This window comes from Shewanella sp. SM69 (genome assembly GCF_025653985.1).
Lineage (GTDB): Bacteria > Pseudomonadota > Gammaproteobacteria > Enterobacterales > Shewanellaceae > Shewanella > Shewanella oncorhynchi.
Genome location: NZ_JAKKRV010000006.1, coordinates 235041 through 260179, shown reverse-complemented (window position 1 = coordinate 260179; position 25139 = coordinate 235041). Strand labels below are relative to the sequence as shown.

Below are 25139 nucleotides of genomic sequence, written 5' to 3'. Positions count from 1 at the left end.
GTATTAACGAGCGGGTTTAAACGTCGAATTTGAAAACACCAAAGTGCTCATTCATGCTTGCAATAGCAAGGTTAGTTACTTTCATCACTGTAATCGCTACACTAGCCCGCATTAAGTGCCACCTCAATTAGATGACATGATGCCAACGCCCTATTCATACTCAACAACTTATATTTTAGATAAAGCCCATTTCGATGAATGCTATACACAATCAGTGGTACCAGATCCCACGCTCAAACCTTACTACAAAGCCATTGGATTAACACTGATAGGTATCGCGCTTATTTTCACCGATATTAGCCTTTATTTAGCTTACTTTTTTGTTGGGTTAGGTGTTATCGAAGCGCTCAATGTGAAGTATCACAAAGCATGGTGGTTGATGCGTCAGATGATGAGTAAAGCGGCCAGCAATGAGGTCACACTCACTATTGATGGGCAAGGGATTCATACTCAATCCATGTCTGTGACCAGCCAAATTTTATGGACCGACATTTACCGGATTAAAGAAACTGAAAAAGGCTTCTTGATCACCCACAAAGCAGGCACGAGTTATGTTTCTCTCCGTAGCTTAGATGAAGCAGCTGTGGCCTATATTAAAACTAAAATCTAGTACAGCTAACACCCATAAAAAAGGCTGATCTTCATCAGCCTTTTTTACAACTCTGCATTGCTGAATCGTTACTTTTTCAATTCACCCACCGGTAAAATCGTACGGCCATACTCATTATTAAGCACCTGCGCCATCGCAAAATAAATCGCACTCGCACCGCAAAGTATCCCTTCAAAGCCCGCAATAGTGCCAATCAAGGCGCTACCCGTAAAATCACGCGCCGCCAGCAGAAAAAATAAGATAGTTAAAGAAGCAAACACAAACTGTTTGGCTCTTGGATAACGCAAAGAACCCACAAACATAAATGCCGTGAATATGCCCCAAAGCGTTAAATACCAGCCCATAAAATACGTTGGACTCGCCGCAATGCCAGCATTAGGCATTAAAATGAGGCCCACTAGCGTTAACCAAAACAAACCGTATGAGGTAAATGCCGTCGTACCAAAAGTATCGCCGCGCATGAAACACATAATCCCCACAATCACTTGACCAATGCCACCGTAAAAAATCCCCATGGCTAAGATCATAGAATCAATAGGGAAATATCCCGCATTATGAATGTTTAACAAAATTGTTGTCATACCAAAGCCCATTAAACCTAATGGCGCTGGATTAGCCAGTTTTGTAGACACAGAGTTCCCCTAGAGAAAAATCAACAATTCAATAAAAATCAATAGCATTTGCCATTAATCTTATGCACGCGCACCTGCGAGAGCGGCGCATTCTAGAGGATAGCTATAATCTTAGCAATGTAATCATCAAAAACAAACGAACACATAAAAATAAACAATAAAAACATAAAGTTAAAATAATAAACTGTAAAATAAAATTTAAACTAAAAAACACATAAAAATTAATTCTTTTTAATTCAATATTCTAGAAAAAAACGGCCTACAACATGCGTCATATCTCATTTTATATGACTTCTTATAACTACCGCATAATTCAGTTAACAGCGGCGATTAAACCTTCATTAAAAATCGACCATAAACAGTGATAATAATGCATTTTATCGCAAATAAGCCCTTAAAGTGATGTAAGCAGCATTTTTGAAAGAAATCCAAGTTCTACTGTACACACAATTAAGCGCAATAAGTTAAGCACATAAGTTTATGTGCAGAGTTTCATCAATTAATTTCAAGCACAAGTTCAGAAGAGCCAACTTAGCACGCATGAGTTCAGAGGGGGGGGGTTGTGAACCTAACTCAAGCAGCAAAAGATGCTGAGAATGAATCAAACTAGAGCAAATAAAGTACACTCAGCCAGCCCATTTACTCGAAGCGAATCAAGGGAAAACAAGGTAAAAAACCTTAATCAAGAAAGGTGAAAATTATTTATATCTAAAACAGAATAGCAGTGATAAATTGCTGATGTTGGCACAGTGGTGTTAAGAGAATGCTTCTTAATCTGTGGTTGGCAATACATAACTAAAGGAAATAAAATGAATAAGTTATCAGCTGTTTTTACTCTATTGGCATTAGTAAGTTTCACTTCCTTTGCTGACGACTCCTCTTTACCGCCTGCACCAGCAGCCGATCTCGCTCAGCTGAAAGAAGTGTGCCAGCAGATGGCCTCTGAAGATCAAGTCGAAAATGCTGAGCTAAAACAATATGTGCTTGATTGTGTAAACGATCAATTGACAGAAATGGGCTACAAGTCAGTTACTGAGGTCAATTAATCTTCATTCTAATCTCTGTGTTATTACCACAAAGTAGGTTATTCGGCTTCAGTCAGTGCCATTCACACTTGCGAATGGCATTATTATTTCCAAGCAACACAGCTTTTACACCATAATTGACATCATTTCAGTTACACTCGAAACTTATAAAACACAAAATTTAACATCCACAATTAACCGTACGAAAGCTGCCAAGATAAGCTTTTAGCATGACTATCAAGGTATTGTGCGATCTACAAATTTACTATTTAATTGATAGCTGTATCATTTTGCATCTGCGTGAATGAAACCACTGTTGAATTGAGCATAAAATGCTAATCTGTTTTCCTGTATTGTTAACCTCAGCCCTTAATCGTTAAATCATGTATCGTATTCTTTTTGTCCTAATTACAAGTTTAAGTATTTTGCCTGCAATCGGAATGGCGAAAGAAGCCTGTGCACCAGAAAATCAATGTATTGAGATGAACAACTGGGATCTAGGCATCGCCATAGGCTGGGGACAAAAAAGCAATCCACTCAGGGATTTTGACGATATTCCATTGTTCTTTATTCCAACAGTGGCCTATTACGGCGAACACTGGTTCTTCGACAATGGTAATTTAGGTTATACCTTAGCCGAGCAAGAAAGCTTTACAATTAACTTAGTAACAAGTTATAGCTTAGATAGAGCCTACTTCTATCAATGGGACCCATCAAATATCTTTTTGAATCGTGGCACTCAAGTTGAAGCCAAAGCCATAAATAGTATGTATTTATCGACTGAACCCGAGCCTGAGTTTAATTCCTTAGAGACTCGGAACTTCACCTTACTTGGCGGTGCCGAAGCATTCATCTATACGCGGCTCGGTATTATTAGATTGGCGTACACCCATGATATGTTTAATGTGCATCAAGGTTCAGAAGCACAAATAAAATGGACCTATGGCTGGGATTACGACCGTTTCATTTTTGAGTTTGCGTTGGTATTTGATTGGAAAAGCCAAGATGTAGTGGATTATTATTACAGCGTTAGACCCAGTGAAAACGCCTATTGGAGCGAAAGATATCAAGCAAAATCAGGTTGGGATAAAGGTGCGGAAATGACGGCCCGTTACATATTAACTGACAATTGGGATCTACTGTTGGCAGTTCGTTACACTCTAATTGCCGATGAGATTGCCGCCAGTCCCTTGTTAGACCAAGACTATAGCAGCACCTACTTTATCGGCGCAGCCTATAGGTTCTAACGTTAGTGACACTGCCTCAGTTAAGCTTGCTTTGCTTTATAGGTCTAAGCCTCGGCTTGATGGGCCAAAGTTCAGCACAAGCCAAAACTCGCGACTCGGCACTCAAACTCACACCCGAAATTTGCATCACTAGTTCAGAAACTGAGGCCTGTGACGTCTATATAGAACTACAGTGGGAACTCGCTAAAGATGAGCTTATCTGTATCTTGTCCGACAACGCCGCCTATCCCAAATGGTGCAGTGATTCAGTTTCAACCCATACGTTAAGCATGAAAATCCACACTATGACGGATATTCAATTTGTCATGGTGAGTAAAGACAGTAACCAAACTTTGGCTGGTGCCAAACTTAAAATCACTTCTGCATCACAACCTCAGGTTCGCAGACGTTACCGCAACCCTTGGAGTTTATTTTAATGACAAGCCCACAATCGAACCACAGAGTATTATTGGTTGAAGACGACGTTCGCCTAGCAAACTTGATTGTAGATTACCTAAAATCCCATGGTATGCATGTCGAAGTTGAACGCCGTGGCGATACAGTGCTAACACGATTAATCAATTACAAGCCAGATATCATACTGTTAGACATTATGCTACCGGGCATGGATGGCCTCACTCTGTGTGAGAAACTGCCCGATTATTTCGCAGGTCCAATCCTATTGATGAGCGCACTTGGTTCAAGTGAAGATCAAATCAAAGGACTAGAACTCGGTGCCGATGACTACGTGGTCAAGCCCGTCGATCCTGCTCTGTTAGTTGCACGGATCAACAACTTACTTCGCCGTCAGAATCAGCCACCACAGGCAGAATCACACTGTCTAACCTTCGGTAAATTGAGTATCGACCCGCATACCCATGCGATTCGTCTTAATGAAACTGAAATTGATCTCACCAGCCATGAATTCGAATTGCTGTGGTTACTGGCCTCGCAAGCGGGCCAAGTGCTCAGCCGTCAGTATATTTATCAGTTGTTACTCAATATTGATTTCGATGGTAAAGATCGAAAAATTGACGTGCGGATCTCTAGATTACGTAAAAAACTCAACGATAATATTGAGACACCTTTCAGAATTAAAACCGTTTGGGGACAAGGTTATCTCTTTGCTCCTGAAGCTTGGAATAACTAAGCACAAATACAGTGAAACGTCTCTTTATCAGTTTATATCTGCTACTCAGTCTCAGCGTGCTTGGGATTGGCTGGACACTCGACAGCCTGTGGCAGAAGAATGTTGATGACAATAATGCCCTCGATGCGCCGTTAGTGGCATTGGCGCAATTATTAGCGGAATTACCTCCTGATGCCCGCCAACGGTATCTGGAGGCGATCCCAGCGAACCCTGTGATGCCACTGCAATTACTCAATGCAGATCAAGTCGCGCTGGCAGATAATCAAGCGTTAAGCACAAGCAAGGTGTTCACCACCACGGCCAATGATGATAGCTTGCTGCAATTTATTCGAGTAGACGATCAAGTCTTAATGGCGGGGCCGCTGGACATAGATCCCAGAGCCAACCTTCGCAGCCTGTTCACCCTGTTCTTTTATTTATCACTCGCCCTCGTTGCGCTAATTTGGGTCGGCCCGCTTTCACGGGATTTGAGCATACTGCGTAAGGCCACCAAAGAATTTGGCGAAGCCAAATGGGACACGCGGATTACCCTGTCAAATCGCTCCCAAGTTAAGCCCTTAGCCAATACGTTTAACGAAATGGCGCGACATATCAGCGCCTTGATTGAGAACCAGAAACACTTATCTAATGCGGTATCCCATGAGATCCGCACGCCACTGGCGAGGCTCAAATTTGCTCTTGCACTTATGCCTATGTATTGTCAGCCAGATTCGGACGAACAGAAGCGACAAGACTTTCTCGATGAAATGCAGCTTGACATCAAAGAAATGGAAGACTTACTTCAAGAACTGCTAACCTACGCCAGCTTAGAGTCACAGCGAGAAGGTATCCAGTTGGATGAGTACGATTTAATTAATCTCATCAATCAAAGTATTAAGCGCCTAGAAACCTTAAGTCCAACGCCTATAACGCTCAAAGCCGAAGTCGAAAAACTGCCCTTATTCGGAGAACCCGCATTAATCGAACGGGCACTACAGAATTTACTGACCAATGCACAACGCTTTGCCCGCACTGAAATCATCATTGAGGTTAAGCAGACCCAGCACAGGGTCAATTTAAGTGTGAGTAACGACGGCGAACCGATCCCTGCAGTGGATTTACCGAAAGTGTTCGAGCCATTTTATCGCAGCCAATCGGTACAGAATGGCAATAAAGGACATGGTTTAGGCCTTGCGATCATCAAACGGATTATGCAACGACATCAAGGGAATGTGAGTGTTACCAGTGATGCACAACATACTCGATTTAGTTTAATCTGGCCGAAGAAGCGTAAGCTGTAATAAGAATCGAGATTAGACTATTGTAAGTCAGTCATGAATCCCACTCGCGAATACAAAAAACGAGTTAAACAAGTCAATTCAACCTATTAGTCTAGCTCGAAGCCACCAAAATCCAGATCGACTTCGGGCTCAGGCTCAAAATTCAACTGTGGGTTTAACGCTGCCCTTTCTTGCTCTATTTGCGCTTGCCGTGCTTTCATCATCGCCAACTGGCGACGGCGTTTACGTTGAGTGCACAGCCGAATGACATCGTACTTTTGCGCATCTGAAAACGTTAACCAATTGAATCTTTCGTCACGGCTTCGCAGGCAACCATTACAGTAACCGCGCGCATCGGTAACACACACACCGATACAAGGACTCGGGATATCAAAAAAGGCTAACTGTTCCATAACCCGCCGCTATTCCTATCTAAAAATGAACCATACTCAAAACGACCCGCGCTAAAAAAGATACCGTTGGATTGCATTCAAAGCGATTCAAATACAACACACTTATCTAAAGTACTTGCAGAAACAACCTTAATCAAGGCACATTGAACAGAGTTTGTACAACTTGGAGCACTATCATGGGATATCGTCACTTTGCCAGTCTGCTCGTCGCTGTTGCCTTATTAAGCGCTTGCAGCAGTAAACCGAAAAACGATTATGATCTCAATTACGACTTCACCGCACTACGCAGCTTTACCCAGTTAACACCACAGCCGACGGATGACCCGTTAAGCGCCCAGCGTATTCAAGTAGAAATTAACAACCAATTGACTCAAAAAGGGTTTGTAGAAAATACAGCGTCGCCCGACTTTAACGTCGCCTACGCCTTACTCACCCAAGATAAGCCCAAAGATTCAGGACTATCCATTGGATTAGGCACAGGCACATTCGGAAGTTCGGGCGGGATTGGAATAGGCACCAGTGTTGGCGTGCCGCTGGGGAGTGATACCGCTAAAATTCAAACCATTCAGATAGATATTGTCGATCCTAAGACCAAAGCTCTTATTTGGCGTGGCAGCGACAGCTATGATTTCGATGCAGGCGGTAACGAGAAAGCCCAAGATACCGCCAAAGCCGTCAACCGAATTTTGGCGCAATTCCCACCGAAAAAATGATCACGTTTAAAAGGGTAAAAATGGGCGTGTCTCGCCCATTTTTATCAATCAAACATTCATATCGCTCAATATGCTTAGAGTAAAAATCTAGGACTCAGGAAAAAAGCCCTGACGAAAGGTAACGATCGCCTCTATCACAGACAATCGCCACGACCACAGAACCCGGATATTGTTTAGCAATCTCCAGCGCAGCAAACACGGCACCGCCCGAACTGACTCCAGCACAAATCCCTTCCTCTCGCGCTAAAGTTCTCGCCATGGCTTTTGCATCTTGCTCTTCAATATCCATAACTAAATCAACCCAAGAAGCATCAAAAATCCCAGGCAAATATGCCTGCGGCCAACGCCGAATCCCTGGAATAGCACTGCCATCGGCAGGCTGAAGGCCGACGATAGTGATGTCGGGATTACAAGTTTTAAGGTATTTAGACACACCCATTATGGTACCTGTCGTCCCCATACTTGACACAAAGTGGGTAATTTTGCCTAGACTCTGTTGCCAGATTTCAGGGCCTGTCGTGAGGAAATGGGCATTAGCGTTATCTTGGTTATTAAATTGATCCAGCACCTTACCTTTGCCTTCGCTTTGTAACTGCAGCGCCAAATCCCGCGCAGTCTCCATGTTATCCACTAGCATGAGTTCTGCGCCATAGGCTTGCATCGCATCCTTACGCTCCTGAGTCGAATTATTCGGCATAATCAGGATCATCTTGTATCCTTTGATTGCCGCCGCCATCGCCAGTGCAATCCCAGTATTGCCACTCGTTGCCTCAATAAGCGTATCACCAGGGCTTATTTCTTGGCGATGTTCGGCCTGAATAATCATATTGAGTGCAGGACGATCTTTTACAGAACCCGCGGGGTTATTGCCTTCCAATTTTAACAGTACAGTGGAAGTACCACAGTTAAGCCGCTGCAAGCGAACCAGCGGAGTTTGCCCGATGCAGGCTTCAATTGTCGGAAAGTCAGACACTAGGATTATCCTTTACTTGATAAAAACAACTAAGCGATAGCCTATTCTAAGTCGGTTACCACTGACAAACACGGTGAATACTGCTTATAACATAAAATAAATCGCTCATAGTTATTCAAAAAAGTTCTATTCAACTGGCTTTTTATAAACAATTAATTCTATTACTCTAGGTGCCATAACGCTGACAAAATTGCCAGATTAAGGAGTTAAAAATGTCCGTAAAATTGATAAAGGCCCTGCTAGGAACCCTCATTCTGGGAACCTCACTCAATGTGACTGCCGCAGATCAAACCCTGCTTAATTCCTCTTATGATATCGCACGGGAATTATTCAATGCCTACAACCCCGTTTTTGCCAAACATTGGGAAGAGAAAACAGGTAAAACCGTCGAAATTAAACAATCCCATGCAGGCTCATCTGCACAGGCACGCTCGATTCTGCAGGGATTACCCGCAGATGTGGTAACGTTTAATCAAGTGACTGACGTACAAGTTCTGCACGATCGCGGTAAATTGATCCCAGAAAATTGGCAACAATTACTGCCTAACGCCAGTTCACCTTACTATTCCACCATTGCATTTTTGGTGCGCAAGGGTAACCCAAAGCAAATCAGCGACTGGGGCGATTTAGCGAGAGATGACGTTAAACTAGTCTTTCCTAACCCAAAAACCTCTGGTAATGCTCGCTACACTTATTTAGCCGCATTAGGTTATGCTCAGAAAAACTATGGTAAGGATAATCAGGCTAAACTGGATCAATTCCTGAAAAAATTCCTCGGTAATGTCGCAGTATTTGATACTGGCGGCCGCGGTGCGACCACCTCCTTTGTTGAACGTGGGATCGGTGATGTATTAATTACCTTTGAATCGGAAGTGAACAATATCCGCCAGCAGTATGGTACGGACGATTACCAAGTAGTTGTACCAAAAACCTCGATTCTGGCAGAGTTCCCCGTCGCTGTAGTTGAGAAAAATGCTAAGCGTAACGGTACACAGGAACTCGCAACTGAGTATTTGAATTATCTCTACAGCGAAGAAGCGCAACGTCTACTGGCAGGATTCAGCTATCGTGTACACAACGAAAAGGTAAAAGCTGAGTTTGCTAAGCAGTTCCCTACCGTTGACCTGCTGACTGTTGAGCAAATCATCGGTGGTTGGGATAATGCCATGAAAACGCAGTTTGCTAACGGTGCAAAACTCGATGAGCTATTAAAGCGCTGATATCGTCCTTAATGTAGTAAGATATCAACATTGAACCCGAGCAAAGTCTCGGGTTTATCGCTAATTGGCATTTATCAATCAGTGTTAGCCATAAAGATTGCATCCAACAAATGGCTTGAGCCAACAACGAGCGAACCGTATAAATAGTATTGGTTTAACGCAATTAACCTGATCGGGTGATTATTCAGTGATTTTTAATAACGGGCGTTTACGCCATAAGCGGGTTCTTCCCGGTTTTACCATCAGCTTAGGTGTGTCCCTACTGTTTGTCAGCCTGATTTTATTATTGCCGACCACTGGGCTGATTATGCAGACCAGTTCAATGAGCTGGTCCGAATACTGGGGCGTGATTGCCGATCCCAGGGTGGTTGCCAGTTACCGAGTCACCATACTATCGGCGCTCGCGGCATCATTATTTAACTGCCTTTTCGGATTATTACTCGCATGGGTACTAGTGCGTTATGAATTCCCCGGCAAACGCATTTTAGATGCCTTGGTAGATTTGCCCTTTGCCTTGCCGACCGCCGTTGCCGGTATCACCTTAGCCACCCTTTATGCGGAAAACGGCCAAATCGGTAGTCTATTAACTGAATGGGGCATAAAAGTCGCCTACACCCCGCTAGGCATAGTGGTCGCGATGATTTTCACCAGTATTCCCTTTGTGGTTCGTACGGTACAACCGGTTCTCGAAGAGTTATCCCACGAGGAAGAAGAAGCGGGAATGACGCTTGGCGCCTCGGATCGCATGGTATTTTGGCGGGTTATTTTGCCCTCCCTTTGGCCAGCATTAATGATTGGAACGGCACTGTCTTTTACCCGCAGTCTGGGTGAGTTTGGTGCCGTGATCTTTATCGCGGGCAATATGCCCTATATCAGCGAAATCACTTCGTTAATGATCTTTGTCCGCCTACAAGAATTTGATTTTGCAGGTGCCAGCGCCATTGCCTCAGTGGTGCTGATGACCTCGCTACTGCTATTACTGCTGATAAACCTGTGGCAAGCGCGTTATCTGCGCCGCATTCATGGACGATAAGGAGCGAATATGAACTCATTTAAACCCTTAAGAGTCGGTGAAGCGCCCCTGATCAAATGGAGCCTTATTACCCTCGCCGTGCTCTTAGGCTTGCTATTGTTGCTATTGCCGTTGGTGAGTATTTTTCAGCAGGCGTTTGTCGGAGGTTGGGAGCGTTATATTGGACACCTAACTCAACCGGATTCGCTGCATGCGATTGGTTTAACACTGATGGTGGCAGCACTCACAGTACCGATCAATTTAGTGTTCGGGATCATGCTGGCGTGGAGCGTGACTCGCTTTGAATTCCCCGGTCGCAAGTTACTGATCACGCTAATTGATATTCCATTTGCGGTCTCCCCTGTCGTCGCAGGTTTGCTTTATTTGCTGCTCTATGGCAACAGTGGCTGGCTGGGCGAATGGCTATATGAGCACGATCTGCAGATCATGTTTGCTTGGCCGGGAATACTGCTAGTGACCATTTTTGTCACTTGCCCCTTTGTAGCCAGAGAACTGATCCCATTGATGCAACAACAGGGCGCATCGGAAGAAGAAGCTGCAGTGATCCTTGGAGCGTCATGGTGGCAACTCTTTCGCCGCGTGACCCTACCCAACATCAAATGGGCACTGATTTACGGTGTGATCCTCACCAATGCCAGAGCCGTGGGCGAATTTGGTGCCGTTGCTGTCGTGTCTGGCAACATTCGTGGCGAAACCAATACCTTACCTTTACATGTGCAATTATTGTACGAAGATTATCAGGCCGAAGCCGCCTTCGCGAGCGCGTCATTACTGGCCCTGATCGCCCTATTTACCCTAATGTTAAAAGCCGTAGTGGAATGGCGGCAACAACGCAGTTTAACCGCCAATGACAATAAAGAGCAGAGCCAACTATGAGTATTCGTCTTACTAATATTTCCAAGAAATTTGGCCAATTTCAGGCGCTTTCCCCACTTAATCTCGATATTCAAGAAGGGGAAATGATTGGTCTGCTGGGACCATCAGGTTCAGGCAAAACCACACTGCTGCGGATTATTGCCGGTCTTGAAGGAGCCGATAGCGGCCAAATTCAATTCGGCAACCGAGATGTCACTCAAGTGCATGTGCGTGAAAGACGCGTAGGTTTTGTGTTTCAAAACTACGCGCTGTTTCGCCATATGACGGTCGCCGATAACATCGCTTTTGGACTCGAAGTCATGCCGAAAAAACAAAGGCCTTCGGTGGCAGAAATTCATAAGCGAGTGACACAACTGCTAGAAACAGTACAACTAGGCCATCTCGCACAGCGCTATCCTGAACAACTCTCGGGAGGACAAAAACAGCGCATTGCGTTGGCCCGTGCACTCGCAACCCAGCCAGAAGTCTTGCTACTGGATGAACCCTTTGGCGCCTTAGATGCTAAAGTGCGTAAAGAACTACGCCGCTGGCTACGCAGCCTGCATGATGAATTGAAATTCACCAGCGTGTTTGTGACCCACGATCAGGATGAGGCGCTTGAGCTCTCAGATAGAGTGGTAGTGATGAGCAATGGTCATATAGAGCAGATTAATACACCTGCTGAGCTATACTCACACCCCAATAGTCGCTTTGTGTTTGATTTTCTTGGTAACGTCAATGTCTTTGAAGCCAGTTGGCAACAAAAACGTTGGGAAAATGGTCAAGCATTTTTAACACCTCCAGAACAGCAAACACTGCAGCAAGATGGTGTTCTCTATGTGCGCAGTCACGAATTAGCGCTGTCAAATAAGCCCAATAGTCAGGCCAATTTGCCGTTCAATATTGTCGCCATGACCCCAATCGGCGCCGAAGTTAGATTGGAATTAGCCCCACATGGCTGGCATAGCGAAGAACTGTGGGAAGCCAAATTTACCCACCATAATCTGCAGGAACTCGGGTTGCAAAAAGGCAGTGTAGTTTACGCTACCCCAAGAACAGCTTACTTCTTTGGTGCGCAGGGTGAGAGTTCACCGACGCGTCTAAGTTGGCCATTCCTGACTCCGGGCAGTCTCGCCTTTGATATCTAACCTGAGCTCGGGATAAGCAGAGCCGCTGAATAGGCATCTTTTCGGGCCTCTCTGCGTTGCTCTGTCTAACCATAGCTCGCTATGGCGTACGACAGAGCGCCTTGATATGCGCAAAAATCTGCGCATTCAGTCAGAAAATAGATTTTTCTTTTCAAACCAATAATTTATATCATTGATTTAATTTGTTAAATTTAGATTTTTCGACACTCATTATCCCGAGTTCAGGTTATCTAATGTCATCATGATAGGAATAAGCAGCATTAGCGGTACCACAGGGAGTGGATACCGCTAAGATTCAAACCATTTAGAGAGATATTGTCACGCCAAACACTGAAGCACTCATTAGGCATTGCCGCGACAACTTTTGGTGATAGCGACAGCTTTGATTTTTGATGCAAGCGGTAACGAGAAAGCCCAAGATACCGCCAAAAACGTCAGCTAGATCTTGGTGCTGTCCCCTCCGAAGAAGTGATTAATCATGGATGGCATATACAGCCCATCCATGTTGAATCAATAGAGCTGATAAGCAGATTTATATCTAACAATCAATATATTAGATGTTTATAACAAATAATTATTGCAGAAGTACTCATAAAATCAGCGGGTAAACGAATTAACTAACCGAGGTTAATAATTCCAATTTCAGCCTATACATTTCATCAACTGACACCACTTTCACGCTGCTTATTTCAATAGAACCTTCTTTCGCCCATAAAAATGGATAAAAGCTCAGGCATTTATCTGTAGCTATCTGTGAATAGGTTTTTTGAAAGCGCTCTTTACCTAAACTCGTATAAAACTCATTGATTCTCTTTGTAGCTGACCATTGAAAAAAATCTGTGAACCCGATTTCTAACCCTTCCCAATGAATTGAGTCTGGCGACCAATAGTATATATTCCCAACATCTGCGCCTAAACCGCCGCCGTTGATAGCAAAAAATCCACCAACTACGTCATTCGCCACTAAAAGATAATGTGCACTTCTATTCCAATCAGTAAGGTTTCTAGACAATCTTTCATGTCCAGAGCCGAAAAATCGAATCCATCCATTGTCGATCAAAATCCCACCGGTTTCATAGGCAATAGCCCCTAATACCGAACGAGTCGATACCTGAAGTGATTCAAGTACTTCAACCCGATCCTTTGAAGGCGGCAGTATCTCTACACAATGCTCAGCACCAGCAACCATTTCATTGACTACTTTTATGCCAGAGTCTTCGATATCAATCAGTTCATATATACTTTTCAATCTCTTATCCTTGTATCACTAATATCCAGTAAAACGACTCATCATTCATAACGGTACCTTGGGAATGTCAAAAATAACTAAGCCAATATAGCGTTTAAAAATGCTGGTTAGCACCCATGGTACTAAGCAAAAATCTTACTCATGGGCATTCACGGTTCGGCCTGCTGCCCATTGTCGTAGCGCATTGATTTTATCGCTCATGACCACAGATAAAGGCCGTGTCTTACTAAGTTCTTCAAGTAATAGCACTTGGTCGACACTGCACTCGACACTTCTTGCGGTATACATGGCAGCAATAACCGCTTGTTCGATTTCGGCGCCGGAAAATCCTTTGCTGCGAGCCGATAATTGGGCGAGATCTAAGCTCGCCACATCGATTCCACGGCGCTTACAGTGGATTAAGAAGATGGCTTTGCGTATGGCTTCGTCGGGTAAATCGACAAAAAAGATTTCATCCATCCTGCCCTTTCGCATCAACTCTGGCGGCAGAGCTTGAATATCATTAGCGGTAGCCACCACAAACACTTCAGATTTACGCTCTGCCATCCAAGTGAGTAAGGTGCCGAGGATCCGCGTCGAGGTGCCCTCATCGCTGCTACTCCCGCTTAAGCCTTTTTCAATTTCATCTATCCAAAGCACACAGGGCGACATCATGTCAGCCAGATCCAGTGCATTACGCAGGTTCTTCTCGGTTTCGCCTATGTATTTGTTATATAAGGCTGCCATATCGAGCCTAAGCAAAGGTCGTTGCCAAACGCCCGCAACCGCCTTAGCCGCGAGGCTCTTACCACTGCCCTGAACGCCCAGCAGTAAAATCCCCTTGGGCGCATCGAGCGCTTTGACGTGGTGAACTGGAGTCGGCTGGCCGCCTTGGTCAATGGCGCTGACAGCCAATATGGGCGAGCGCTGCTTAAGCCATTTTTTAAGATTATGTAGTCCGGCAACCTGTGAAAAATCACTGGTGTCGTATTCAAATTGCAGCACACCATTAAGATCGAGTAGCTGAAACTTGGCTTTATTGATGGCATCAATATCAGACAAAGTAATAGCACCATCATTGACTATGGCTTTGCGTACGAGACGACGGGCATCGTCTAAAGTCACGCCTCGCAGATTATCGGCTAATTTGACCACAGCAGCATCATCGACCTGTAGCGGCGTACCTTGGTGACGAATTTTATCAACTTCAAGATAAATCAGATTTTGCAATTGCACTGTACTTGGCAAAGTTAAGTGAAAATAAGCGCAATAACGTTTGATTTCAGGCGGAATTTCAAAGGTATGGCTCACCAGCACTAATGTGTGTTGCAGCGTCTCGTACTCCAGGGCGATTTCTTTAAGCAAACGGACATTCTTAGGTGCATCAATCACAAAGGGATGGAAGTCGCACAGCACATAAATTCCCTGCTGCGAGGTTGATTTAATTTGCCCGAGTAGATCGGTTGGCTCACTATTAAACTTTTGCGCCGCCAAGGGCTTATCGACCCGTGCTAGGCCTTGGGTGATGCTCCATGTAAACACAGGTTGATAGAGCACACTTGCGACCCGCTTAAGCAACTCAACCACGCGATATTCTTCATAGGTTTCAATCACTACGATTGGCATATTGGAGCGCAGCACTGAGGTTAAATCGTGAATATCTTGCATGCTTTCAAATTCCTTTTTATTCACCCAAAAATGTGTCACAAAAAAGTCCAGCGAACTGGACTTAATACAACAGACAAAAGTTAACCGATTAAGGGTTAATGTCCATCAAAAAACAAGTAATTCAGCCAACCTTGCATCCTCAGCAATACTTTACGCATCACAGCGACATGATGGAAATGTTCAGTATAAATTGCAACCTGCCCAGAAACACCCGCAGGAAATTGCTTACGGATAGCATCATCTTCGATATCAATCAGCACAATCACGCGACCATTTTGAAATAAACGAGCCGATGACTGCAGCGCGCCGCCCATTTGAACTTCACCTTCAGCCATAGCGGGTAATATTTTCGCCACTTTTCCCTTAAAGATTTGTCCTGGAGCGGCATCCAATATCACTTCAGCTTCATCACCTTCCTGCAAACGCATTAACGAGTTTTGCCAGAATGCCCCCGCAAAGTAGCGCTGCTCGTCGGGAATAAAGCTCATTACTGGACGTAATGGTAAAGGCACTGCCATCGCTCCCGCACGAAGTGCCATTTGCGTTACCACACCATCTGCAGGTGCCCGCACGACTGTCTGTTCTAAATCGTAGAGTGCACTGGCTAAATCAGCTTGCAAGCCAGCCACTTTGGTATTAACACCATCAATATTAGATTCATAGGCCAGCCTGACACGCAGTTCTTCAGCATTCGCGACGGTCAGTTGTGCCTCTGAGGCTAAGTACAATTGACGCCTATTATCGAGTTCTAGTTCAGTAAAAGGCGAATTCGCGCCCCCTTTCTTGCGGCCTAACTCATAACGCTCGAAGGCAGATTTATTACGGTCTTTATCGGCCCTAGCGCGCTCTACATTAGCCTTAGCCGACTCCCACGCCGCGGCGAGTTGTGGCACTTGGAGCTCTGCTTCCATCAAAGCAGCGCGTTTACGTTTAACAACGGCCTCGAAGGGAATAGGATCGAGACGAAATAACACATCCCCTTGTTTAACAGGCACATTAGGCTGCACTTCCACCGAAGTCACTAAGCCTTTTACTGCGGGTGTGATAGGGATAGTGACAAAATATTCACGGGCAAAACGAGAATAAGGATGGTTGTAATTCATCACGAGCAATAAGGTACCAATAATGAACACCCCACCCAGCACTGCGGTGGGAACAGTCCATTTATTCATCGGAATTTTAAAGACTTTAAAGATAGCAATACACACGGCCGCATAGGTGAGTATGAGTAATAAATCCATGTTATACCTCAACTTTGTCTGTTTTTATCGCATCCACAGCAGGCGCTATATTCATGGGAGTTATTTGCTCTAACTGTTCAAGCCGAGTCTGAAGCCCTCTGACCGTCTCGCGCAATGAATTCACATCCTCCTCTAAAACTAATTCTCGCTTCATTACAGTATTGAACCCCCAACCGCGATCTTCACGGTATAAAGTCGCCCAGATCCATAAAAATGGCCAAATTGCATGTAGGGTGAATAGACTCACCCACCCGGCGATATGCAATGCATCTTGCTGGGGATGATTACGCTTTTTGGCTATTTCATAGGGGATATCATGAATGGCAATGACACCATAAAATATAATAATGATGACAAAAAACAAAATACCTAACGCAAAGTAATCTAAGAACATCTGCATCTCCTTGTATTAATAATATGTATTCCATCCCAAAGATTAGTGGATGGTCACAAAACATGCCACCAACATGACATTAACATTTGAGTTTACTCTCAACCTCAGCCCCAATATTAACCAAAGATATGCTGTTTCGTTTTTGCCCCCAGTGATCCGGGACACACTTGTCGATTTACTCCATGACCCTAAAGCCTGTTCAGGCTAAACTAACCGCATCATTGCGACATAGAACGCAAGCATAAAACTCATCATCCCTACAATCTCAAAGGTACCCACACATGATAGGCACTCCCTACACTGAGGGCGCACGACGCGCCATGTTGCTCGGCTGCGGTGAACTTGGCAAAGAAGTGGCCATTGAACTGCAACGCTTAGGCGTTGAAGTGATTGGCGATGACCGTTACGCCAACGCCCCCGCCATGCAAGTCGCGCATCGCTCCCATGTGATCAATATGCTCGATGCCAACGCCCTGCGTGCGGTTATCGAGTTAGAAAAACCGCACTTAGTCATCCCAGAGATTGAAGCCATCGCTACCCAAACCTTAGTGGATATGGAAGCCGAAGGGGTAAATATTATCCCAACAGCTCGGGCAACGAAGCTCACTATGGACAGGGAAGGTATTCGTCGTCTCGCCGCTGAAACCTTAGGTTTACCAACCTCACCATATTTTTTCTGTGATACCGAAACCGAATTTAATCAAGCGATTAGTGAAATTGGCGTGCCTTGTGTGGTAAAGCCAGTCATGAGTTCCTCGGGCAAAGGCCAAAGCGTTATTCGCGATATCGCCCTAAGCCATAAAGCGTGGCAATACGCCCAAGAAGGCGGACGTGCCGGCGGCGGTCGCGTGATAGTCGAAGGCTTTATTCCCTTCGATTATGAAATCACCCTGTTAACCATCAGCGCAGTCAACGGCATTCATTTTTGTGCGCCCATTGGCCACAGGCAAGAAGATGGCGATTATCGCGAGTCATGGCAGCCACAAGCCATGTCCGATGAAGTGTTAGCAAAATCCCAAGCGATTGCGAGCAAAGTCGTCGAAGCCCTTGGCGGTTATGGACTATTTGGCGTAGAACTGTTTGTTAAAGGCAATGAAGTGTATTTCTCTGAAGTCTCGCCAAGACCCCACGACACAGGCTTAGTCACACTCATCAGCCAAGACTTATCGGAATTTGCCCTGCATGTTAGAGCGATTCTCGGCCTGCCGATTCCCAATATCCATCAGCATGGTCCAAGTGCCTCGGCGGTGATTTTGGCCGAAGGCACCTCAAGCAATATCCGCTATCAAGGGATTGGTGCGGCATTAGAAGCGGTCAATACTCAGCTTAGATTATTCGCCAAACCCGATATTGATGGTCGCCGCCGTTTAGGTGTCGCGCTTGCCCGTGATATCGATATCGATAGCGCAATCAGCAAAGCACTCGATAGCGCCAGTAAAGTGAAAGTCATCTTTTAAGCGGGTTTAGCCATTTAAAATTTGTTTTAAGTACAAGCTACACATCAAAGGGAAATGCGCTTTAATGCCATTTCCCTTTTTCAACACAGAGCCACACCAATAAAAAGTGACTGCCCAAAATCGACAGAGTAAACTAACGCCCTTTCTTGCTTGCCCTCATCCTAAGTTGTGGCTTAACTCAGATAATTAACTCCGATAATTAACCCTGATAAGTAAAACCAACAGTAGACCCCAATATGCATCTTCAGCCTTCTTGCTTTACCTCTTTCACACAAGCCATTGATGCCTATGCCCTGCCGCAGCGTTTTACCTTTCCTTTCTATTACGAACCGCATCCATTGTGCGTGATCGCTGCCAACGAATTACAACGCCACCTTGAGACTCAAAACGATTGGCAGCATAACTTTGGCCTCACGGGGGAGTTAACCGGTGCCATTGGTAAAATGTTTGGTGTGCTTTTAGTGCAAGATCCACAGGGGAAAGTGGGCTATTTGTCGGCATTTTCGGGCAAGTTAGCTGAGCAGAACCATTGGCCACGCTTCGTTCCACCTGTGTTTGATATGCTGGCTAAGGACAATTTTTTCCACGCCGAAAATCTGCAAATCAACCAAATTAACGAGCAGCTACTTGCAATAGAAAATCATCCCGATATTCCTCGGCTATCGAGCGAACTCAACGCTGAGCAAGCTCAAGCACAAGCCAAGCTTGCCGCCCACAGGCAAGTGATGATCGACGGCCGTCAATCCCGCAAGACGCAGCGCAATCAACTCGCAATGCAATGGGCTGCCAATCCAACTGATGAGACTTTACGTGAAAATACTGTAATCGAAGCCAAACTCAGCCAAGAAAGCATTAACGAAAAGAATCAGTTAAGAGATATTAAACGCTACTGGGATGAACGTATCCATGCCATCAGCCAAGCGTTAACTCTGCTCACTGATAAGCGTGACGCGTTAAGACTACAGCGTAAACAGCTCTCGGCGGCGCTGCAGCAAAAGCTGTTTGAGCAGTATCGTTTTTTGAATATTCGCGGCGCAGAAAAAAGCCTTAACGGCATATTTAATGGGACGGTTGAGTTAACACCGCCCGCAGGCTCAGGGGAATGTGCCGCCCCTAAGTTGCTACATTACGCCTTTAAACACGGTCTTAAACCATTGGCGATTGCCGAATTTTGGTGGGGGGCGCCGCCAAAATCAGAAATTCGCCAACATAAGCAGTTTTATCCTGCCTGTCTGCGCAAATGCCAGCCTATCTTGGGGCATATGCTCGAAGGGCTTGTTGTCGATGATAATCCGCTGCTGACGAACCCCGCCGAAGGCAAAACCTTAAGCATCCTCTACCAAGACGAGGCGATGGCGATTGTGAACAAACCCGCCGAGTTTTTATCAGTGCCCGGCAAAGAGATTGAAGACTCAGTGTATTCGCGCATGCGGCAAACGTTTCCCAATGCCACAGGGCCACTTATCGTCCACAGGCTCGATATGTCGACCTCGGGATTAATGGTGATCGCATTGACAAAAGACGCCCATAAACAGCTGCAAAAACAGTTTATCCAGCGCACAGTGACTAAGCGTTATGTGGCACTTTTAGCAGGGATCCCTACAGCAATGGCAGATAAACAGGCCGCAGGACAAATCTCTTTACCCCTACGTGGCGATTTAGACGATAGACCGAGACAACTCGTTTGCCATGAGTTTGGCAAAGCGGCCCAAACCTATTGGAAATTAAGCCATATCGATGAAATGGCACGTACAGCCCGCGTGTATCTATCCCCAAAAACGGGCCGAACCCATCAACTCAGAGTTCACTGCGCCCACTCAGAAGGGCTAAATACGCCCATTGTAGGTGACGATCTGTACGGCACTCGCGCCAATCGCCTGCATCTGCATGCAGATTTATTGATGCTTCAACATCCCGTCACCCGTGAACAGATGCGCTTTCAAGTCGATCCTGATTTTTGAGATCTGAGTTCTGATATTGATTAACAAGGCACCAAAAGGAAAACCAAGCTTAGTGGGCATTATCAGAAGTTTGACCGCGATGTATAAGTCGCATTTTTCGGGCATAGTAATGCCTCACTCAAAACGGAATCGACAGCGGTAGTATGGGCATAGGCAATCTGGTTAAAAACATAAACCGAAATCAATGGTTCTTATTTGCTTTGTTGAGCGCCACCGTATTTATGAGCGCCTGTCAGCCAGCATCGGAGCCCCGTGAACTCAAGGCAAACCCAAATGCCAGTCATACAGCAGAAATCACCTCCGCAACCGTAATGCCTCGTGCTCCACTCGCGCAGGAAGTCTATATCTGGCAGCGCCAATGGCGCCCCGCCAATCAAACGGCATTAGTGCAAAGCCAAGGTGCATTCCAAGGATTACGTATTTTAGCGCTGCAAGCGCATCCAAAACTCAATGGCGCGGACATTTGGTTTGAAGTTGCGGTCAATCATGCTTGGTTGCAGGCAGATCCTAGGCCAAAAATTGCCGTGATTCGCTTAGATGGTCAGTTCGTGCATTTAAATGATGAACAAGTTATTAATAAAATCAAAAAAGTACTAGCAAATTGGCAGGCAAAAGGCACGCACATCACAGGTGTTGAAATCGACCACGACAGTGCCAACAGTAAACTGCCAGCCTATCGGGATTTTCTTAAAAAGCTTAAAGCGCAGTTACCCACAGAACTCAAACTCAGCATTACTGCACTGCCCGCTTGGCTCAGTAGCGCCGATTTTCCCGTGTTACTCACCAGTATTGATGAACTCGTGCTACAAATTCACAGCGTAAGCGATCCACGCCTCGGACTATTCGATGCGACTCAAGGTTGGCAGTGGGTGCAGCAACTCTCAAATATCAGCACTGTGCCTTACCTTATTGCGCTCCCCGCCTATGGTTCGGCGGTCATCAGTACTGCTTCAGGTTATAAAGTTGAAAGTGAAACACCGCTGCGCGATCAACTCCAATCAGCCAATGTAGTACAGGAACTGATGGCCGATCCTCTAGTATTGCAAGCCTTTGTGCAAAAACTACACACTCAAAAAGATGCCAAACTGAGAGGCATTATCTGGTTTCGGCTGCCGCTGGAAGGGGATAAAAGAGTTTGGCCACTCAACACCTTAATCGCCGTTGCACAGCAAGGTGAACTTGCCGCCAAGATTGAATTAGTGATCTCAAGCGATAACAAGGCCACAACCCAAACGACATTAGCCGCTGAAAATAAGCCAAAAAATCTGGAAATCCACAGGCCACAGCTATTTCAACTGAGCTTAATGAATCACGGTAATATTGCAGGTGAAATTCCTCCTATTTTGTCGCTAGCGGGACAAGCTTGCAGCGGGTATGATGCGCAAAATGGCTATAGCGTAATACAAAAAGATGGGCTGTTAACGTGGCAATGGCGAGCTGAGAATACAGCAGCGTTGACACCAACCAAAACAGTTTCACGCACTGCAATCATGCCTATGCCGCAATCAAACAGAGACATTCAAACACACATGCTCAACCCTGGCGGCCAAAAAGTGATAGGCTGGGCACGTTGTGAGTCATTATATTTACAGGGAATTTATGCGCCATAAGCCAAAACTATCATTTACCATGGCAACACCCAATCGGGCTTTTATGCTTAAAAAGACCACGCTCATTTGTTTAAGCTTATTTTCCCCTATGCTATTGGCCTGCGGCCCCGATTTTCCTTTGCAACTCACTCAGGATAGGCAGAGCAATCTCAGTTATTTACCGCAAACCTCCTTTAGCCAACAGCTCACAGCCATCGCCAAGCCTTTACCTTGGCAGTATCAAGATGCACCCGCTGCACAGGAATATCTCTGGGATGAAGTGCATAGCCGTTATCTTTCACAAACTCGCGCCTTTGAAAACAGCGAGTTAAGTGACGCCCATTTAGCCTTAGTGAACACTTTGCGGGATGCAACGGGCCCCATTGAAGCCGAGCAAATGGCCGCTAAGTTAGACAAAGATCTACCACAAGCGCTAACTTGGTACACCTTAGGTGCCGTAGCGTTTGAAGCAAAAGATTATGAGAGGGCGAGTAACTATTTCATCAAAATCATCAAATTACCACAAAGTGAATGCGCATCTCGTAGCCTGTGGGCACTCTATTCGCTGTCGCGTATTGAGCTTATCTTAAGCAAGACTTCGGCTGATCCTGAACATTTTAATCGTGCTAATGCTTACCTGACACAATTACAAACCGAAGTCGCACAAGGCGCCGCCGATCCCCTGCGTTTGAGTTTAGCGAGCTTAGGTGAGCAAGCCTATATCCTGCTACACCAAGGTCAGCCGCTCCCGCAATTGACCAATCAAGCTACAGGTGAAACTGAGTCAGAGCTGCAAATGACTCTCACCCCTGATGCACTGAATAAAGCTATTGAGCTCTATGCCACGCAATCGGTACAGGGCGATAGCGGCGGTTATGATTCCTTATTGATGTTAAGCCGCACTTTGATGGGTAAAGAGATTGCTGAACTTAAGCCGCTACTGCAACAGGCGAGCGTGCAGCAGTTATTGATTGCCTATTGGCAAAGCAGCACTAATGAATTTGCCTATAATGGCCAGCTTTCAGAAATGGGATTAAAGGTTGCTGAGCTCCTTAAAGTATTTCCAACCGATGGCTTACAGCTCAACCATGGCGATAAATTAGCGGCGATTTATTACCAGTTAGGGGATTATACCAGTGCTGAGCGCCTATTAACGCTAGCGAAACCGAGCGGCCTCACTTGGTGGCTCAACGCAAAATTAATGCTACAAAAGGGCGATCAAGCAGAAGCGGCCAAGGCCTATGCTCAGGCAGCGCGTCACTTCCCTGAGCAACTCAATAAGATCTCGGCCACTGTTGACGCTAAAGAAACTCAGCAACAAGCCATTAATGCCGATGAAGATACAGCCACTTACTGTCGTATTCGTGCCGAGCAAGGAGTGTTGTCACTAGAGCGTGGCGAATATGTCGATGCGCTCAATCACTTACTCGCCAGCGGTGATGAGTACTGGCAAGACATCGCCTATGTGGCGGAGCGCGTGCTCACCACGGCTGAACTTAAGTTATTTATCGACGAACATGTGCCATTTATCGCCTTTGAATACCCTAAAGACAGCGACTGGTACGATAATATTGAGCCAATTAACAACCGCTTGCGCTACTTGTTAGGTCGCAGGCTATTACGCGAAGGCGCGATAGCTGAAGCGCCGGTTTACATCCCTAATCCTAAACTGAATGCCAGCGCCCTTGCCTATGGCACAGAGTTGAATGCAGCGAAAAAAACAAAAGGCATTGATAGCGCGAAAGCCTATTGGGCTGTTGCCGAACTTGCCCGCCACCAAGGCATGGAACTCTTAGGGTTTGAATTAGCCCCGGATTACACTATCTACCAAGGTGTCTTCGATCTAAGTGATTGGAATGAACCTAGCAAACTGGCTGAGAAAGAACAGCTGCGGATCAGTGCCAGCCAAGCAATCCCCGATAAACGCTTCCATTATCGCTACACGGCGGCGGAACTAGCCAACAAGGCATCGGATCATGTGCCCCACAACAGCCAAGCCTATGCAGCGCTACTCTGCCAAGCCACAGGTTGGGTATTGTATCGAGATCAAGAACTTGCCCTGCGTTACTACAAAAAATACGTCGCCAACGGCCCCTTTGTGCCTTGGGCCGAGAACTTTGGTTTGCAGTGTGAAGCGCCCGATTTTGACGGTGCAGTAAAACGAGCGCAGGCGAATGAAATGGCAGAATGGAACGCCCTGTACCACAAGCTGAAAAAGCCCGTCGTATTTGGCGTATTAGCCCTCACAGGCTTATTGGGTGTGTGGTGGATGCGTAGAAGAAAAACTCAATAATAAATAACCATTTACGTCTTTCTCTCTCAACGTCGACATGATGAAAAGAGAGAAAGACGCATACCGCTTTACTTGTTCACGCAGTTAATCACTTCCCCCTTCAAATAACCGTTCAAATTCACCACTGCGATATTGAGTAGACTTTGCCTTGCTTCCTTCGTCGCCCACGCATTATGCGGGCTGATGCTGATATTAGGCGCATGCAATAAGGGATTATCTGCAGTGGGCGGCTCGGTCGATAACACATCCACGCCGGCAAATAACTTGCCTTGAGCCAGCGCAGCAGCAAGCGCGGCTTCATCAATTAATCCACCGCGCGCTGTATTAATCAGCAACGCATTAGGCTTCATCAAGGCGAGGGTTTGTTGATTGATAAATTGCTCAGTTTCTGGTGTTAGCGGGCAATGGAGCGAAATAATATCTGATTCGCTAAGCACAGTATCACGTTGCGCCCACGTCACGCCTTGGGGTAAATCCTTGATGATTGAACGAGTATTGACAAGAACTTTCATCCCGAATGCGAGGGCAAGCGTTCCCACCTGCTGACCGATATCGCCATAACCTATTAAGCCTAAAGTCTTGCCTTTTAAAGATTGCAACGGCATTAAAGTAAAACAAAAATCTTGGCAGTTCAGCCACTGGCCATCGACCACAGCTTGATGATGGGCGGCCACGGCTTGGGTGTGATGCAGAATATGGGCAAACACCATTTGCGCAACGGCATCAGGCGCATAAGCGGGCACATTAGTGACCACTATACCTTGCGCTTTAGCTGCCGCGATATCGACAACGTTCGTGCCCGTGGCCAATACGCCTATGTATTTGAGACTAGGAAGTTGCGCTAGCGTCTTTGCATTCAAGGGTGTTTTATTGGTGAGAATGACTTCAGCACCTTGGGCTCGCGCGACAATATCAGCGCCACTTGTGCGGGAAAAACACGCAAACTCGCCTAATTCATTTAAGGATTGCCAGCTGAGATCGCCAGGATTTAAGGTTTCACCATAAAGTACGACTATTTTCATGCCACTAAATCTCCTTTTAAGACGATGCG

At 45.7% G+C, this 25139-nt stretch carries 23 protein-coding genes; 15 read left to right on the top strand and 8 right to left on the bottom strand.

Annotation, left to right across the window (positions count from 1 at the left end; translation table 11 throughout):
- Window positions 1–139 precede the first annotated feature (139 nt).
- Entirely contained in the window at window positions 140–610 is a 471-nt protein-coding gene (locus L5M37_RS10960) for a YcxB family protein (RefSeq protein ID WP_219255296.1), read from the top strand.
- Window positions 611–678: 68 nt separating this feature from the next.
- Here the strand turns inward: L5M37_RS10960 and L5M37_RS10955 are convergent, their stop codons facing one another.
- Window positions 679–1242 carry an acetate uptake transporter gene (locus L5M37_RS10955; RefSeq protein ID WP_113939919.1) on the bottom strand — a complete coding sequence of 188 codons (564 nt, stop codon included), beginning with the start codon at window positions 1240–1242 and terminating at the stop codon, window positions 679–681.
- An 809-nt stretch (window positions 1243–2051) separates the two neighbouring features.
- Here L5M37_RS10955 and L5M37_RS10950 point away from each other — a divergent pair.
- From L5M37_RS10950 to L5M37_RS10930, 5 genes are all read left to right on the top strand, one after another.
- Window positions 2052–2288 (top strand): hypothetical protein, encoded by a 237-nt coding sequence (locus L5M37_RS10950; protein WP_028759260.1) that lies wholly within the window; start codon window positions 2052–2054, stop codon window positions 2286–2288.
- Between the two features lie 362 nt (window positions 2289–2650).
- A complete protein-coding gene (locus L5M37_RS10945; protein ID WP_113939918.1) occupies window positions 2651–3514 on the top strand; it encodes a MipA/OmpV family protein in 864 nt (287 codons plus the stop codon).
- A gap of 5 nt (window positions 3515–3519) precedes the next feature.
- Window positions 3520–3930, top strand: a complete 411-nt coding sequence (locus tag L5M37_RS10940; RefSeq protein ID WP_028759258.1) for a DUF3019 domain-containing protein — start codon at window positions 3520–3522, stop codon at window positions 3928–3930.
- Window positions 3930–4643, top strand: coding sequence for a response regulator (locus tag L5M37_RS10935; protein ID WP_006080570.1), 714 nt, complete (start codon window positions 3930–3932; stop codon window positions 4641–4643). Before L5M37_RS10940 ends, L5M37_RS10935 begins: the two co-directional genes overlap by 1 nt.
- 11 nt (window positions 4644–4654) lie before the next feature.
- Entirely contained in the window at window positions 4655–5923 is a 1269-nt protein-coding gene (locus L5M37_RS10930) for an ATP-binding protein (RefSeq protein WP_168825043.1), read from the top strand.
- Between the two features lie 86 nt (window positions 5924–6009).
- Here L5M37_RS10930 and L5M37_RS10925 read toward each other — a convergent pair whose 3' ends face one another.
- Complete coding sequence (locus L5M37_RS10925; protein ID WP_198573003.1) at window positions 6010–6315, bottom strand: DUF1289 domain-containing protein; 306 nt, start codon at window positions 6313–6315, stop codon at window positions 6010–6012.
- Between the two features lie 176 nt (window positions 6316–6491).
- Here L5M37_RS10925 and L5M37_RS10920 point away from each other — a divergent pair, with 176 nt between their 5' ends.
- Window positions 6492–7028 (top strand): DUF4136 domain-containing protein, encoded by a 537-nt coding sequence (locus tag L5M37_RS10920; protein ID WP_131523840.1) that lies wholly within the window; start codon window positions 6492–6494, stop codon window positions 7026–7028.
- A gap of 94 nt (window positions 7029–7122) precedes the next feature.
- On the opposite strand, the gene cysM is transcribed toward L5M37_RS10920, so the two are convergent.
- Window positions 7123–8001, bottom strand: coding sequence for a cysteine synthase CysM (gene cysM, locus L5M37_RS10915; protein WP_263200465.1), 879 nt, complete (start codon window positions 7999–8001; stop codon window positions 7123–7125).
- 212 nt (window positions 8002–8213) lie between these two features.
- Here cysM and cysP point away from each other — a divergent pair, with 212 nt between their 5' ends.
- The 4 genes from cysP to L5M37_RS10895 all read left to right on the top strand — a co-directional run bounded on the left by cysP (window position 8214) and on the right by L5M37_RS10895 (window position 12257).
- The gene (gene cysP / locus L5M37_RS10910; RefSeq protein ID WP_028759253.1) at window positions 8214–9221 is read left to right on the top strand and encodes a thiosulfate ABC transporter substrate-binding protein CysP; all 1008 of its coding nucleotides are present in this window, start codon (window positions 8214–8216) and stop codon (window positions 9219–9221) included.
- Between the two features lie 187 nt (window positions 9222–9408).
- Window positions 9409–10254, top strand: a complete 846-nt coding sequence (cysT, locus tag L5M37_RS10905; RefSeq protein ID WP_263200463.1) for a sulfate/thiosulfate ABC transporter permease CysT — start codon at window positions 9409–9411, stop codon at window positions 10252–10254.
- Between the two features lie 9 nt (window positions 10255–10263).
- The gene (cysW, locus tag L5M37_RS10900; protein ID WP_028759251.1) at window positions 10264–11130 is read left to right on the top strand and encodes a sulfate ABC transporter permease subunit CysW; all 867 of its coding nucleotides are present in this window, start codon (window positions 10264–10266) and stop codon (window positions 11128–11130) included.
- Complete coding sequence (locus L5M37_RS10895; RefSeq protein WP_263200461.1) at window positions 11127–12257, top strand: sulfate/molybdate ABC transporter ATP-binding protein; 1131 nt, start codon at window positions 11127–11129, stop codon at window positions 12255–12257. The genes cysW and L5M37_RS10895 overlap by 4 nt, the downstream gene beginning before the upstream one ends.
- Window positions 12258–12870: 613 nt before the next feature.
- Here the strand turns inward: L5M37_RS10895 and L5M37_RS10890 are convergent.
- The 4 genes from L5M37_RS10890 to L5M37_RS10875 all read right to left on the bottom strand — a co-directional run bounded on the left by L5M37_RS10890 (window position 12871) and on the right by L5M37_RS10875 (window position 16788).
- Window positions 12871–13506, bottom strand: coding sequence for a DUF2625 domain-containing protein (locus L5M37_RS10890; RefSeq protein ID WP_263200460.1), 636 nt, complete (start codon window positions 13504–13506; stop codon window positions 12871–12873).
- 135 nt (window positions 13507–13641) lie between these two features.
- On the bottom strand, window positions 13642–15153 hold the full coding sequence (locus L5M37_RS10885) for an AAA family ATPase (RefSeq protein ID WP_263200459.1): 1512 nt from the start codon (window positions 15151–15153) through the stop codon (window positions 13642–13644).
- Between the two features lie 95 nt (window positions 15154–15248).
- A complete protein-coding gene (locus tag L5M37_RS10880) occupies window positions 15249–16394 on the bottom strand; it encodes an HlyD family secretion protein (RefSeq protein WP_105249984.1) in 1146 nt (381 codons plus the stop codon).
- A 1-nt stretch (window position 16395) separates the two neighbouring features.
- On the bottom strand, window positions 16396–16788 hold the full coding sequence (locus tag L5M37_RS10875) for a DUF3302 domain-containing protein (RefSeq protein ID WP_263200458.1): 393 nt from the start codon (window positions 16786–16788) through the stop codon (window positions 16396–16398).
- 281 nt (window positions 16789–17069) lie between these two features.
- On the opposite strand from L5M37_RS10875, the gene purT reads away from it, so the two are divergent.
- The 4 genes from purT to L5M37_RS10855 all read left to right on the top strand — a co-directional run bounded on the left by purT (window position 17070) and on the right by L5M37_RS10855 (window position 24088).
- Window positions 17070–18245, top strand: a complete 1176-nt coding sequence (purT, locus tag L5M37_RS10870; RefSeq protein WP_263200457.1) for a formate-dependent phosphoribosylglycinamide formyltransferase — start codon at window positions 17070–17072, stop codon at window positions 18243–18245.
- A 236-nt stretch (window positions 18246–18481) separates the two neighbouring features.
- Window positions 18482–20206 carry an RluA family pseudouridine synthase gene (locus L5M37_RS10865; protein ID WP_263200456.1) on the top strand — a complete coding sequence of 575 codons (1725 nt, stop codon included), beginning with the start codon at window positions 18482–18484 and terminating at the stop codon, window positions 20204–20206.
- A gap of 143 nt (window positions 20207–20349) precedes the next feature.
- Window positions 20350–21816, top strand: coding sequence for a DUF3142 domain-containing protein (locus L5M37_RS10860; protein ID WP_263200455.1), 1467 nt, complete (start codon window positions 20350–20352; stop codon window positions 21814–21816).
- Window positions 21806–24088: a hypothetical protein gene (locus tag L5M37_RS10855; protein WP_263200454.1), complete on the top strand. Its 2283-nt coding sequence runs from the start codon at window positions 21806–21808 to the stop codon at window positions 24086–24088. The genes L5M37_RS10860 and L5M37_RS10855 overlap by 11 nt, the downstream gene beginning before the upstream one ends.
- 68 nt (window positions 24089–24156) lie before the next feature.
- Here the strand turns inward: L5M37_RS10855 and L5M37_RS10850 are convergent, their stop codons facing one another.
- On the bottom strand, window positions 24157–25110 hold the full coding sequence (locus L5M37_RS10850; RefSeq protein WP_263200453.1) for a D-2-hydroxyacid dehydrogenase: 954 nt from the start codon (window positions 25108–25110) through the stop codon (window positions 24157–24159).
- Between the last annotated feature and the right edge of the window lie 29 nt (window positions 25111–25139).

Coding starts and splice junctions, on each gene's coding strand:
- L5M37_RS10960 (WP_219255296.1), top strand. CDS start 140: ATGCCAACGCCCTATTCATACTCAACAACTTATATTTTAGATAAAGCC.
- L5M37_RS10950 (WP_028759260.1), top strand. CDS start 2,052: ATGAATAAGTTATCAGCTGTTTTTACTCTATTGGCATTAGTAAGTTTC.
- L5M37_RS10945 (WP_113939918.1), top strand. CDS start 2,651: ATGTATCGTATTCTTTTTGTCCTAATTACAAGTTTAAGTATTTTGCCT.
- L5M37_RS10935 (WP_006080570.1), top strand. CDS start 3,930: ATGACAAGCCCACAATCGAACCACAGAGTATTATTGGTTGAAGACGAC.
- L5M37_RS10925 (WP_198573003.1), bottom strand. CDS start 6,315: ATGGAACAGTTAGCCTTTTTTGATATCCCGAGTCCTTGTATCGGTGTG.
- L5M37_RS10920 (WP_131523840.1), top strand. CDS start 6,492: ATGGGATATCGTCACTTTGCCAGTCTGCTCGTCGCTGTTGCCTTATTA.
- cysP (WP_028759253.1), top strand. CDS start 8,214: ATGTCCGTAAAATTGATAAAGGCCCTGCTAGGAACCCTCATTCTGGGA.
- cysW (WP_028759251.1), top strand. CDS start 10,264: ATGAACTCATTTAAACCCTTAAGAGTCGGTGAAGCGCCCCTGATCAAA.
- L5M37_RS10895 (WP_263200461.1), top strand. CDS start 11,127: ATGAGTATTCGTCTTACTAATATTTCCAAGAAATTTGGCCAATTTCAG.
- L5M37_RS10885 (WP_263200459.1), bottom strand. CDS start 15,153: ATGCAAGATATTCACGATTTAACCTCAGTGCTGCGCTCCAATATGCCA.
- L5M37_RS10880 (WP_105249984.1), bottom strand. CDS start 16,394: ATGGATTTATTACTCATACTCACCTATGCGGCCGTGTGTATTGCTATC.
- L5M37_RS10875 (WP_263200458.1), bottom strand. CDS start 16,788: ATGTTCTTAGATTACTTTGCGTTAGGTATTTTGTTTTTTGTCATCATT.
- purT (WP_263200457.1), top strand. CDS start 17,070: ATGATAGGCACTCCCTACACTGAGGGCGCACGACGCGCCATGTTGCTC.
- L5M37_RS10865 (WP_263200456.1), top strand. CDS start 18,482: ATGCATCTTCAGCCTTCTTGCTTTACCTCTTTCACACAAGCCATTGAT.
- L5M37_RS10860 (WP_263200455.1), top strand. CDS start 20,350: ATGGGCATAGGCAATCTGGTTAAAAACATAAACCGAAATCAATGGTTC.
- L5M37_RS10855 (WP_263200454.1), top strand. CDS start 21,806: ATGCGCCATAAGCCAAAACTATCATTTACCATGGCAACACCCAATCGG.
- L5M37_RS10850 (WP_263200453.1), bottom strand. CDS start 25,110: ATGAAAATAGTCGTACTTTATGGTGAAACCTTAAATCCTGGCGATCTC.